At 64.4% G+C, this 12,661-nt stretch carries 8 protein-coding genes; 6 read left to right on the forward strand and 2 right to left on the reverse strand.

From position 1 onward, the window contains the following. Positions 1-139: 139 nt before the first annotated feature. Positions 140-1,393: a serine hydroxymethyltransferase gene (glyA, locus tag KH389_RS03500; protein WP_043860563.1), complete on the reverse strand. Its 1,254-nt coding sequence runs from the start codon at positions 1,391-1,393 to the stop codon at positions 140-142. A gap of 208 nt (positions 1,394-1,601) precedes the next feature. Further along, positions 1,602-5,444 carry a sensor domain-containing protein gene (locus KH389_RS03505; protein ID WP_100634980.1) on the reverse strand — a complete coding sequence of 1,281 codons (3,843 nt, stop codon included), beginning with the start codon at positions 5,442-5,444 and terminating at the stop codon, positions 1,602-1,604. Between the two features lie 364 nt (positions 5,445-5,808). On the opposite strand from KH389_RS03505, the gene tssA reads away from it, so the two are divergent. The 6 genes from tssA to tssG all read left to right on the forward strand — a co-directional run bounded on the left by tssA (position 5,809) and on the right by tssG (position 12,660). Continuing rightward, complete coding sequence (gene tssA / locus KH389_RS03510; protein WP_043860561.1) at positions 5,809-7,371, forward strand: type VI secretion system protein TssA; 1,563 nt, start codon at positions 5,809-5,811, stop codon at positions 7,369-7,371. Between the two features lie 32 nt (positions 7,372-7,403). After that, positions 7,404-7,913: a type VI secretion system contractile sheath small subunit gene (tssB, locus tag KH389_RS03515; RefSeq protein WP_043860560.1), complete on the forward strand. Its 510-nt coding sequence runs from the start codon at positions 7,404-7,406 to the stop codon at positions 7,911-7,913. A 25-nt stretch (positions 7,914-7,938) separates the two neighbouring features. Next, positions 7,939-9,414, forward strand: coding sequence for a type VI secretion system contractile sheath large subunit (gene tssC / locus KH389_RS03520; RefSeq protein WP_043860559.1), 1,476 nt, complete (start codon positions 7,939-7,941; stop codon positions 9,412-9,414). Between the two features lie 14 nt (positions 9,415-9,428). Continuing rightward, positions 9,429-9,836: a type VI secretion system baseplate subunit TssE gene (gene tssE / locus KH389_RS03525; protein WP_043860558.1), complete on the forward strand. Its 408-nt coding sequence runs from the start codon at positions 9,429-9,431 to the stop codon at positions 9,834-9,836. A 65-nt stretch (positions 9,837-9,901) separates the two neighbouring features. Beyond that, on the forward strand, positions 9,902-11,689 hold the full coding sequence (tssF, locus tag KH389_RS03530; RefSeq protein ID WP_054916573.1) for a type VI secretion system baseplate subunit TssF: 1,788 nt from the start codon (positions 9,902-9,904) through the stop codon (positions 11,687-11,689). After that, entirely contained in the window at positions 11,653-12,660 is a 1,008-nt protein-coding gene (tssG, locus tag KH389_RS03535) for a type VI secretion system baseplate subunit TssG (protein ID WP_043860556.1), read from the forward strand. The genes tssF and tssG overlap by 37 nt, the downstream gene beginning before the upstream one ends. Position 12,661 lies beyond the last annotated feature (1 nt).

Below are 12,661 nucleotides of genomic sequence, written 5' to 3' on the forward strand. Positions count from 1 at the left end.
CCCATCGCGGGTCAAGCCCGCTCCCACAGGTTTACTACCCATCTGGAGGGCTATGAAATCCTGTGGGAGCGGGCTTGACCCGCGATGCCACAAAAAAGCCCGGCTGGGAGCCGGGCTTTTTCACATCAGGTACCTGCGATCAGTTGCCGTACACCGGCAGCTTGGCGCAGATGGCCTTGACCTTCTCGCGAACGGCGTCGATCACCGCTTCGTTGTTCAGGTCGTCCAGGATGTCGCAGATCCAGCCCGCCAGTTCCTTGCACTCGGCTTCCTTGAAGCCGCGAGTGGTCACGGCCGGGGTGCCGAAGCGCAGGCCGGAAGTGACGAACGGGGAGCGTGGGTCGTTTGGCACGGAGTTCTTGTTGACGGTGATGAAGGCTTTGCCCAGGGCAGCGTCTGCGTCCTTGCCGGAGATTTCCTGCTTGATCAGCGACAGCAGGAACAGGTGGTTTTCAGTACCGCCCGACACCACGTCGAAGCCGCGCTCGATGAACACGCCGGCCATGGCCTGGGCGTTCTTCACCACTTGCTGCTGGTAGGCCTTGAACTCAGGCTGCAGCGCTTCCTTGAAGCAGATCGCCTTGGCCGCGATCACGTGCTCCAGCGGGCCGCCCTGGGCGCCCGGGAATACGGCGGAGTTCAGCTTCTTCTCGATGTCGGCGTTGGCACGGGCCAGGATCAGGCCGCCACGTGGACCGCGCAGGGTCTTGTGGGTGGTGGTGGTGACCACGTCGGCGAACGGCACCGGGTTCGGGTACACGCCAGCGGCGACCAGGCCAGCCACGTGGGCCATGTCGACGAACAGGTAGGCACCGACCTTGTCGGCGATTTCGCGGAAGCGCGGGAAGTCCAGCACCTGCGAGTAGGCCGAGAAACCGGCCACGATCATTTTCGGCTTGTGCTCGACCGCCAGGCGCTCGACTTCGTCGTAGTCGATCAGGCCGTTGGCGTCGATGCCGTACTGGATGGCGTTGTACAGCTTGCCCGAGGACGACACGGCCGCGCCGTGGGTCAGGTGGCCGCCGTGGGCCAGGCTCATGCCCAGGATGGTGTCACCGGCCGACAGCAGGGCCAGGTAGACGGCAGCGTTGGCCTGGGAGCCGGCGTGCGGCTGCACGTTGGCGTAGTCGGCGCCGAACAGCTGCTTGGCGCGGTCGATGGCCAGTTGCTCGACCACGTCGACGTATTCGCAGCCACCGTAGTAGCGCTTGCCCGGGTAGCCTTCGGCGTACTTGTTGGTCAGTACCGAGCCTTGAGCTTCCATCACCGCAGGGCTGGTGTAGTTTTCCGAAGCGATCAGCTCAATGTGCTCTTCCTGGCGCTGAGCTTCTTGCTCCATGGCGGCAAAGAGATCGGCGTCGTACTTGGCAATGGTCAAATCACGGCTGAACATGGCGGTCCTCAAGGATCGTGCTGAAATAGGCGGGCATTCTACCTCATCGGCTTTTGTCTGGCATATGAAAGGGCATCATGTCGCAGACAAGCGGGGCTCATTCAGGCTCGGTGTGAACTTATCGCGGGTCAAGCCCGCTCCCACAGGTCTGTTATCCGCTCTCGGGGGCCGAGAACATCCTGTGGGAGCGGGCTTGACCCGCGATGCGTCATTCGAACATGAACAACGTTTCGTTGCTGAATTGCGCCTCGAACTGGTTGGCCGGCATCGGCCGCCCGAACAGGTAGCCCTGCACCTCGTCGCAGCCGTGCTCGCGCAGAAACTCCAGTTGCTCATGGGTCTCCACACCCTCGGCGATCACCGCCAGGTTCAGGCTGTGGGCCATGGCGATGATGGCGCGGGCGATCTGCGCATCCTGCTCGCCCTCGGGCAGACCGTCGACGAAGGTGCGGTCGATCTTGAGCACGTCGATGGGGAACTGCTTGAGGTAGTTGAGCGACGAGTAGCCGGTGCCGAAGTCGTCCACCGCAATGCTCAGCCCCAGATTCTTCAGGCTGTCGAGGATCACCATCGCCTCGTTGACCTCGCGCATCAGGATGCTTTCGGTCAGTTCCAGCTCCAGGCACGCCGGCGGCAGCCCGGTATCGGCCAGGATGGTGGCGATGCGCGTGCCCAGTTGGCCATCGGAGAACTGGCGCGCCGAAATGTTCACCGACACCTTGGGCACTCGCACCTTGGCCTGGTGCCAGGCCTTGAGCTGGCGGCAGGCTTCGCTGATGACCCAGTCGCCCACGTCCACCACCAGCCCCAGTTCCTCGATCACCGGGATGAAGTCGCCCGGCGGCACCAGCCCGCGGCGCGGGTGGCGCCAGCGCAGCAGGGCCTCGGCACCGGTCAGGCGCTTGCCGTCGCCGCTGAACTGCGGCTGATAGTAGAGGATGAACTCGTTCTGCTCCAGCGCATGACGCAGGTCGCTTTCCAGCTCCAGGCGCTCCAGCGCACTGGCGTTCATGTCGGCCTGGTAGAACTGGAAGTTGTTCTTGCCGCGCTCCTTGGCGTGGTACATCGCGGTGTCGGCGTTCTTCATCAGCTGGCTCAGCTCGCTGCCATCCTGCGGGCTGAGGGCGATGCCGATGCTGGCAGTGACGAAGAACTCGCGGTTCTCCAGCACGAACGGTCGCACCAGGCTGCCCAGGATCTGCTCGGCCACGTGGATCGCGCGGTTGAGCGCGATTTCGCGGGTGGCCTTGGGTTGCAGCAGCAAGGTGAATTCGTCGCCGCCCATGCGTGCCACGGTGTCGTCGTCGTGTACGCAGTCGAGCAGGCGTTCGGCCATGTCCTTGAGCATGCGATCGCCCGCGGCATGCCCCAGGGAGTCGTTGATCGGCTTGAAACGGTCCAGGTCCAGGAACATCAGCACCACCCAGGCCTTCTGCCGCTCGGCCTGCTGCAGCGCGGTGTGCAGGCGGTCCTGGAACAGCGTGCGGTTGGGCAGGTGGGTCAGGGCGTCGTAGTAGGCCAGGCGGTGAATGCGCTGTTCGCTGGCCTTGCGCTCGCTGATGTCGGTGAAGAAGCACACGTAGCTGGCCAGGTCACCCTCGTCGTCGAGTACCGCGGTGATGCCGACCCACGCCGGGTAGTGCTCGCCGCTGCGGCGCTTGAGCCAGACCTCGCCCTCCCAGGTGCCGCGCTGGTGCAGTTGCTTGAGCACGTAGTTGAGGTGGGCTTCCTGCTGTTCGTCGACGGTGAGCAGGCTCGGCAACTGGTCGAGCACGTCGCTCACCGCGTAGCCGCTGACCCGGCTGAAGGCTTCGTTGGCCTGCACGATGTAGCCGGCCGGGTCGGTGATCAGGATCGCCGAGGTGGAATGCTCGAACACCGTGGCGGCCATGCGCAGGTCTTTCTCGGCGCGGCGTTGCTGGCTGATGTCGCGGCCGACGCCCAGGATGCCCTCGAAATGGTTGTGCTCGTCCCACACCAGTACTACGCGCAGCTCGATCGGGATCTTGCGGCCGTCGGCGCGCAGACAGTCGAACAGGAACAGCTGGGTGGTCACCTCGGTGCGCAGGCGCTCCAGCGCGGCGGGTTCCTCGAGGGCCCGCTTGACCCGTTCGAACAGGGTGAACACGCCGGTCAGCTGCGCCGGGTTGGCAATGGTCGACTGCCAGCCGTTGGCGAAGATCCACGGCACGTCGTAGCCCAGTACCGTCTGCACCGAAGGGCTGACGTAGTTGAGCTGCAACTGCGGGTCGGTGGAGAAGATCACGTCGCTGATGCTCTCGGCGAGCATGCGGTAGCGCTGCTCGCTGTCGCGCAGCGACTCGCTCGCCTCGATCTGGTCGGTGACGTCCTTGCCCACCCCGATGATGCGCAGCACCGTGCCGTCAGGGTCGCGGGTCAGGGCCTGTTCGCGAATGTCGTAGCGCCGCCAGCTCTGGTCGTGGTGAAGAAAACGCAGTTGGCAATGCAACTGCTCCACATAGCCGCTCTGGCGCTGCTGCTGGCGCATCTGGCGAAACAGCTCGGCGTCCTGCGGGTGCAGCAGCACTTCCCAGAAATACTCGCCCATCTGCGCCAGCTCGCTGCGCGAATAGCCCAGGGTCTGGCCCAGGTGGCGGTTGCTGAAGATCATGCGCAGGCTGTGCACATCCTGCACGTACAGCTGGTCGGGCACGGTGCGCACCACGTCCGACCAGAAGCTTTCGCGCTCCAGCAGCGACAGCTCCACGCGCTTGCGGCTGGTGATATCGCTGATGCTCAGGATCACGGCCTGGTAGTCACGCCGTGCCTGGGGGAAGCGCACCATCAGCCACAGGTGCTGGTCCTGGCCCTGGGGGTCGCTGAGCCGCACTTCCAGCTCCAGCAGGCGCAGGTCCTGCACCACTGCCTCGACCAACTGCATGCCCACCCCGTCGGCGCCCGGCGAGTGGCCTTCGATCAGGCGCTGCCAGGCGCTCTCGCAACAGCCGGCGCCCAGCAGTTGCAGGGCCACCTGATTGACTTCGGTAACTTTCAGCTCGCCCAGCAGGCTGTGGCGCAGCGATACATCCCGGGCCAGGCGCTGGGCCAGCTCGGCTGTGCTGCGCAGGCGCAGGCGTTCCAGCAGTTCGGTCAGCCCCGACAGGTCGAGTACGCACAAGGCCACGCCCGTGCCTTCGAAGATGTCCTGATAGCGTCGCCGACCTTCCTGCAGGGCGCGGTGACGGCGGCGCATGCTGATCAGCGCCAGCAGCGGGATCAGCGCGCACACCAGGCCCAGCACGCACTTGCCGATCAAGGCCGGCAGCAGTTGCTGGCGGCTGTAGGCGGCATCGAACAGGCCGCGCAGTTGCCAGTCGCTGTTGTCCAGGTACGCCAGCAGCACGCTTTGCGGCGGCTCGATGCTGGCGTCGCGCGCATCGAGCGGCGGCGCGTGGCGATCGATGACCTGAGCCGTGCGGCTGTTTTCCAGCAGCCACAGCGGTGGCGCGGCGTGGTCCAGGGGTTGGCTCAGTTGCTGGTAGTACTCCGGGGCCAGGCGCAGCAGCCAATAGCCACGGGTGTCACTGTCGGGGTGCTGCAGCAGCAGGTAGACCAGGCTGTTGTCGTCGCTGTTGCTGAAGTAGTACGGGCGCTCCTGGCCCAGGTGCAGCAGCTCCTGGAGCGCCTTGCGGTCGGCACTGATACCCGCGCTGTCGCGCAGCAACGCGCCCTGGGCGTCCACCCACACCAGGCTGCGCAGGGCGGGCAGGCGTGCGTGCAGGTGTTCGAGCAGCGGCGGCAGGTCGGTGACGGCCGGTGCGGCAGGGTAGGGTTGCAGCAGGGTGAGGGCTTTTTGCGCGTTCAATGCCAGGCTCAGGTTGAGCTGGCTGGCCAGTTCGGCACTTGCATCCAGGCTCTGCTGGCGGCGATCGGCCTGGGTATGGCGGAACTGTTCGAACACCTGCCAGAACAGCAGCGCGAGCAACAGCAGCACCAGTATGGCCAACGCGCCTTTGAGCGAGCCACGCAAGGGCGAACCGGACGCACTCGTGGCTTTGCGCGGGGATGAAGGCTGAGTCAGATTGGTCAAACGCTGTTCCTGCGTGAGGCTGTGGCAGGTGATCGCTACGCAGCGACAAGCGGCGCAGTGTGCGGTAGTCCTGTCGCATCCCGGTTCCAGGCGCGCACTATAAGCTGCACGCCCGAAGGGCGGCTAGCATGCCTTGAAGTGTGGCAAAGTGCCAGTCCTGTTCGTCAGCGGAATGGTTTCCTGCTTTTTGATACAAATTGCACACGCTGTGTTGATTGCAATGTGCCATTTCCCTAACTAGGATGTGCCCCCTCACTTAAGGCAGCGAACCCACGGATGGGTGTTTGACGCTGTTTTGGTAGGCCCCGTACCGCCTGGGCTTTTTCGGTCGGCGCGGGGCCTGCAGTCCAACTACAGGCCAAGGATGTCCTACTCAAGCAAGTTGCACGCTCGTTACCACGAGGTTGCCCGGCAGGCTGTATCACCAGACTGTTTTGCGGGCGAGGACGTGCGTTTTTCCAGTGAGTACGAAGCACTGGAAGGCGAGTTGAACAAGGCTCAGTCCGTTCACGAGAGCGGCCAGATCGACTGGCTCCGCGTGCTCGAGAACAGCGAGACGCTGCTGCGCACACAGTCCAAGGACCTGCGGGTTGCCGCCTGGTTGACGTGGGCGTTGTATCAACGCGAATCCTTCCCGGGCCTGCTGGCCGGCGTGGGGCTGTTGCAGCACCTGTGCGAGCAGCACTGGGCGCAGGTGCACCCGGCCAAGCCACGCACGCGGGCCGCGGCCATCGGCTGGCTGGTGCCGCGCCTGGAGCAGGTACTGGGTGAAAACGTCGCGATCAAGGAGCAACTGGCGCTGTTCCGCCGCCTGGTCGACAGCCTGCAGGCGCTCGATGCAGCCCTGACCACGCACCTGGGCGATGAGGCGCCGCTGTTGCTGCCGTTGTGCCGACGCCTGTCGAGCATGGTGCAACGTGCTGCCGACAATCAGCCCGAACCCGGTGCCGTGGGCGCGGTCGTGGCCCAGGTCAAGCAGGCCGCCACCCAGTTGCTCACCCCCGGCGCCCCCGTCGACAGCGAAAAAGACGCGCACAAGGTGTTACGCACCCTGCAGGATGGCGCTCGACCGTTATCGAACTGGTGGCTCAAGCAGAAGGCCACCGACGTGCGCGCCTTGCGCCTCAACCGCACGCTGCTGTGGTTGCAGATCGACGCGGTGCCCGAGCGCAATGCCGAACAGGTGACCGTGCTGCGCGGGTTGCCGGTCGACCGCCTGAAGATCTACCAGGAACGCTTTGCCAACGGCCAGTACGCCGACCTGCTGATGGAGCTCGAGGCCAGCCTGGCCAAGTCGCCGTTCTGGTTCGACGGCCAGCGCATGGTCTGGGAGTGCCTGCTGGAGCTCAACGCCGAGCAGGGCATGCGCGAGGTGGAGTTCCACTTCGCGCAACTGCTGCAGCGCCTGCCCGGGGTGGTGGAGCTGCGCTTTCATGACGGCACGCCGTTTGCCGACCCGGCGACGCGGGGCTGGATCAACGCCAGCGTCATGCCGCACCTGCAGAGCACCAGCGCACCGCGCAAGGTCGAGACCGACCTCGCGACCAGCCTGCCACCCTGGGAGCTGGCCCTGGAGGCGGTGCTGCCCGTGCTGCGCAAGGACGGCCTCAAGCCTGCCGTGCAGATACTCAAGCAGGGCATGCAGGCGGCTCAAGGCGGGCGTGTGCGCTTTTTCTGGCAGCTCAGCCAGGCGCGGCTGTGCTTTCTGGCCAAGAAGTACGAACTGGCCAAGACCCAGCTCGAAGCCCTAGATCACGAACTGCAACAGGCCGGCCTGCATCAGTGGGAGCCGGACCTGGCACTGGAAGTACTGCGTCTGCTGCACAGCTGTTGTGAGCTGCTGCCGCAGAACCACGCCGTGCGCGAACGCAAGGATGAGGTTTATCGCAGGCTGTGCCACCTCGACCTCGAAGTGGTACTCGACTAGGCCCCCGGGCCGCAAACGCAAGGAGAAAAGCCATGGCCAAAGAAGGCTCGGTAGCCCCCAAGGAACGCATCAACGTCACGTTCAAACCTGCCACGGGCGGCGCCCAGGAAGAAATCGAACTGCCCTTGAAGCTGCTCGCGATCGGTGACTACACCCAGCGTCCGGACGAACGCAAGGTAGAGGACCGCAAGCCCATCAGCATCGACAAGATGACGTTTGACGAAGTGCTCGCCAAGCAGGAGTTGAGCCTGACCCTCAGCGTGCCCAACCGCTTGCAGGACGACGAAAGCGCCAGCGATGAGCTGGGCATCAGCCTGCGGGTCAACTCCATGAAGGACTTCAACCCGGCCAGCCTGGTCGAGCAGGTGCCAGAGCTCAAGAAGCTGATGGAACTGCGCGATGCGCTGGTGGCACTCAAGGGCCCGCTGGGCAACGCACCGGCTTTTCGCAAGGCCATCGAAGGCGTGCTCGCCGACGATGAGTCGCGCACCCGCGTACTCGGCGAACTGGGCCTGAGCGCCACGCCGACCACCGACGCTTGAGCCTCCCCCGTCAAGGAAGAACACCATGAGCACCAGCGCAGCACAGCAAACCAGCAGCACCGATGGCGAGTACAGCATTCTCGACAACATCATCGCGCAAACCCGCCTGACGCCCGACGATGAAGCCTATGACATTGCCAAGCGCGGCGTGTCGGCCTTCATCGAAGAGCTGCTCAAGCCGCACAACGACGGCGAACCGGTCAAGAAGGCCATGGTCGACCGCATGATCGCCGAGATCGATGCCAAGCTCAGCCGCCAGATGGACGCGATTCTCCACCACCCCGACTTCCAGTCGCTGGAGTCGGCCTGGCGTGGCCTGCAGTTGCTGGTCGACCGCACCAACTTTCGCGAAAACATCAAGATCGAAATTCTCAACGTCTCCAAGCAGGACCTGCTGGACGACTTCGAGGACTCGCCCGAAGTCATGCAGGCCGGTCTCTACAAGCACATCTATACCGCAGAGTACGGCCAGTTCGGTGGCCAGCCGGTGGGCGCGATCATCGCCAACTACTTCATGTCGCCCAGCTCCCCCGACGTCAAGCTGATGCAGTACGTCTCCAGCGTCGCGTGCATGTCCCATGCGCCGTTCATCGCCGCTGCCGGTCCGAAGTTCTTCGGCCTCGAAAGCTTCACCGGCCTGCCGGACCTCAAGGATCTCAAGGACCACTTCGAAGGCCCGCAGTTTGCCAAGTGGCAGAGCTTTCGCCAGTCCGAGGACGCGCGCTACATCGGCCTCACCGTGCCGCGCTTCCTGCTGCGCAACCCTTATGACCCGGAGGAAAACCCGGTCAAGTCGTTCGTCTACAAGGAAACCGTGGCCAACAGCCACGAGCACTACCTGTGGGGCAACACCGCCTATGCGTTCGGCACCAAGCTGACCGACAGCTTCGCCAAGTTCCGCTGGTGCCCGAACATCATCGGCCCGCAGAGCGGTGGCGCGGTGGAAGACCTGCCGCTGCACCACTTCGAAAGCATGGGCGAGATCGAGACCAAGATCCCCACCGAAGTGCTGGTGTCGGACCGCCGCGAGTACGAGCTGGCCGAGGAAGGCTTCATTTCCCTGACCATGCGCAAGGGCAGTGACAACGCCGCCTTCTTCTCCGCCAGTTCGGTGCAGAAACCCAAGTTCTTCGGCATCAGCGCCGAGGGCAAGGCCGCCGAGCTGAACTACAAGCTCGGTACCCAGCTGCCGTACATGATGATCGTCAACCGCCTGGCCCACTACCTCAAGGTACTGCAGCGCGAGCAGCTGGGCTCGTGGAAGGAGCGCACCGACCTGGAGCTGGAACTCAACAAGTGGATCCGCCAGTACGTGGCCGACCAGGAGAACCCGAGCGCCGAGGTGCGTGGGCGTCGTCCGCTGCGCGCGGCCCAGATCATCGTCAGCGATGTGGAAGGGGAGCCGGGCTGGTACCGGGTCAGCCTCAACGTGCGCCCGCACTTCAAGTACATGGGCGCCGACTTCACCCTGTCGCTGGTCGGCAAGCTGGATAAAGAGTAAGCGGGGGCGCGTACATGAGCGGATATGGCAGCCTTTTCGAGCGTCTGGGCGGCGAAGCCGACAAGCGTCGCGGCTGGAGCCGCGAGAGGGCTGCCATGGCCTCGGTGGCGGTGCACCTGGGCAAGATGCTCAGTACCCGTGCGGGCAGCGTGCAGACGCTGCCCGATTACGGGCTGGCAGACCTCAATGACATGCGCCTGAGCCTGCATGACGCGCTGAGCCAGGCGCGTCAGGCCATCGAGCAGTTCATCGAAGCCTACGAACCGCGCCTGACCAATGTGCGCGTGGTGTCGCTGCCGCGTGATCACGATCAGCTCAAGCTGGCTTTCAGCATCGAAGGCCTGCTTGAGCTGGACGGGATCAAGCGTCAGGTCAGCTTTTCCGCGCGCCTGGAGGGCGGCGGGCAGGTGCAGGTCAACTGAGACGCGCACCGCGCTGCCGTCTCGCGAACAGGACGTTCCTGAGCATGCAAAACAGGTAACCGAGCATGTCCTTCAATCATTACTACCAGAGCGAGCTCACCGCGTTGCGCCAGCTGGGGCGACGCTTTGCCGAGCGCAGCCCGGCCCTGGCGCCGTTTCTGGGGCAGGCCGGGCGCGACCCGGACGTGGAGCGGCTGCTCGAGGGCTTTGCCTTCCTCACCGGGCGCCTGCGCCAGAAGCTCGATGACGAACTGCCCGAGCTGAGCCATTCGCTGATGCAGTTGCTGTGGCCCAACTACATGCGCCCGCTGCCGGCGTTCAGCATCCTGCAGTTCGACCCGCTGGGCCAGTCCGGCCCGCCCTTGCGGGTGGCGCGCGATACACCGGTCGAGAGCCAGCCGATCGATGAGGTGCGCTGCCGTTTTCGCACCTGCTACCCCACCGATGTCATGGCCCTGGACCTCACCGCGCTCAATTACTCGGTAAAGGGTGATGGGGCGCTGCTCAGCCTGCGCCTGGAGATGAGCTGCGACGGGCATGTCGGCGAGCTGGAACTGAGCCGCCTGCGCCTGCACCTGGCAGGCGAGCGCTACATCAGCCAGATGCTCTACCTGTGCCTGCTGCGCAACGTGGAAGGCATCGAGCTGGTGCCACTGGGGGGCGATGGCAAGCCGCTGGTGCGCGCCAGTGGCGAGAACGTGACAGTGCGCCTGGCTGGCAACCGTATCCAGCCGGTCGGCTTCGCCGAGGAAGAGGCGCTGATTCCCTACCCGCTGAACACCTTTCGCGGTTACCGCTACCTGCAGGAGTACTTCGCCTTCCAGGACAAGTTCCTGTTCGTCGACCTCGACGGCCTGGAGGCACTCAAGTCCCTGGGCACGGAAACCCTCAAGCAGATGCGCGGGCTGGAGATACGCTTCGACATCCGCAGGGGCGGCATCCAGCGCATGCGCCCCACGCTGGACAACGTCAAGCTGTACTGCACCCCTATCGCCAACCTGTTCCAGCACGATGCCCTGCCGATTCGCCTGGATGGCAAGCAGGACGAATACCTGCTGCTGCCCGCCGAGTACGACCTGGAGAACTGCGGGGTGTTCTCGGTGCACAGCGTGACCGGCTGGAAGCCCGGCGGCGTGGGCTACCAGGCCTATGTGCCGTTCGAGTCGTTCGAGCACGACCCCAGTTTCGACGTGCCGCAGACCAGCCCGCACTACAGCATTCGCCAGCGCTCCTCGCTGTTGCATGACGGCCTGGACACCTACCTGAGCTTCGGAATACGCGATACCCGCACCCACGAGACGCTGTCCATCGAGCTCACCTGCACCAACCAGAACCTGCCGCGCCGGCTCAAGCTGGGTGATATCGACCAGCCGTCCGAGCAGACCCCGGAGTTCCTCACCTTCCGCAACATCACCCCGGTCACGGCCAGCTACGCACCGCCCCTGAACCGGGACTTCCTGTGGAAGCTGATCAGCAACATGTCGCTCAACTACCTGTCGCTGGCCAACGTCGATGCGCTCAAGGTGATCCTGGAAACCTACGACCTGCCGCGCTACTACGACCAACATGCCGAGAAGGTCAGCAAGCGCCTGCTCGGCGGGCTCAAGTCGATCCGTCACGAACATGTCGACCGACTGCATCGCGGCCTGCCCCTGCGCGGGCTGCGCACCGAACTGACCATCGACCCGCAAGGCTACATCGGCGAAGGCGACCTGTTCGTGTTCGCCTCGGTGCTCAACGAGTTCTTTGCCCTTTATGCCAGCCTCAACTCGTACCACGAGTTGCGTGTCAGAAGTACCCAGGGAGAGGTGTACCAATGGACACCACGTATGGGCCTGCAGCCCCTGCTTTGAGCGGGCTGAGCCACGCAATACGCGAGTATTCGCTGTTTCAGGCCGTGCTGCTGGTCATCGACCGGCTGCGCGAGTTCCATCCGCACCTGAGCGAAGAGGAACTGTACGACCAGCTGGAGTTCCAGGCCAATCCGAGCCTGGGCTTTCCGGGCAGCGACGTCGATCGCGTCGAGTTCTTCGACGACCGCGGGCAGATGCGTGCACGCCTGCGTTTCAACCTGATCGGCCTGTGCGGCGCCAGCTCGCCGCTGCCGGCGTTCTACGTGGAGCAGGCGCTGGGCGATGGCGAGGACGGCAACACGACCCGGCAGTTTCTCGACGTGTTCCACCATCGGCTACAGCGCCTGATGCTGCCCATCTGGCGCAAGTACCGTTATCGCGCACGCTTCCAGAGCGGGGCGATGGACCCATTCTCGGCGCAGCTGTTCGCCCTGATCGGGCTGGGTGGCGAGCACATTCGCGAGGCCCGCGAACTGAACTGGAAGCGCCTGTTGCCCTACCTGGGCCTGCTGAGCCTGCGTGCCCACTCGGCGGCATTGATCGAGGCGGTGCTGCGCTACTACTTCAAGCATGCGCAGCTGGTCATCGAGCAGTGCATCGAACGTCGCGTGGTCATCCTGCAGGAGCAGTGCAATCGCCTGGGGCGCGCCAACAGCCTGCTGGGCGAGGACGTGGTGCTGGGCGAGCGGGTGCGTGATCGCAACGGCAAGTTCCGCATCCACATCACCCAGCTCGACTGGCAGCGCTTTCACGAGTTCCTGCCGATCGGCTTCGGCTATCAGCCGCTGTGTGCCCTGGTGCGTTTCACCCTGCGCGACCCGCTGGACTACGACATCCGCCTGGTGCTGCGCCAGGAAGAGATTCGCGAGCTGCGTATCGGCCAGGACAACGCCTGCCGTCTGGGATGGACGAGTTGGCTCGGTCACGAACGCGCCGATGGCGTGGTGACCCTGGGAAGCAAAATTCATTAAG

The organism is Pseudomonas qingdaonensis, assembly GCF_018398475.1.
Lineage (GTDB): Bacteria > Pseudomonadota > Gammaproteobacteria > Pseudomonadales > Pseudomonadaceae > Aquipseudomonas > Aquipseudomonas palmensis.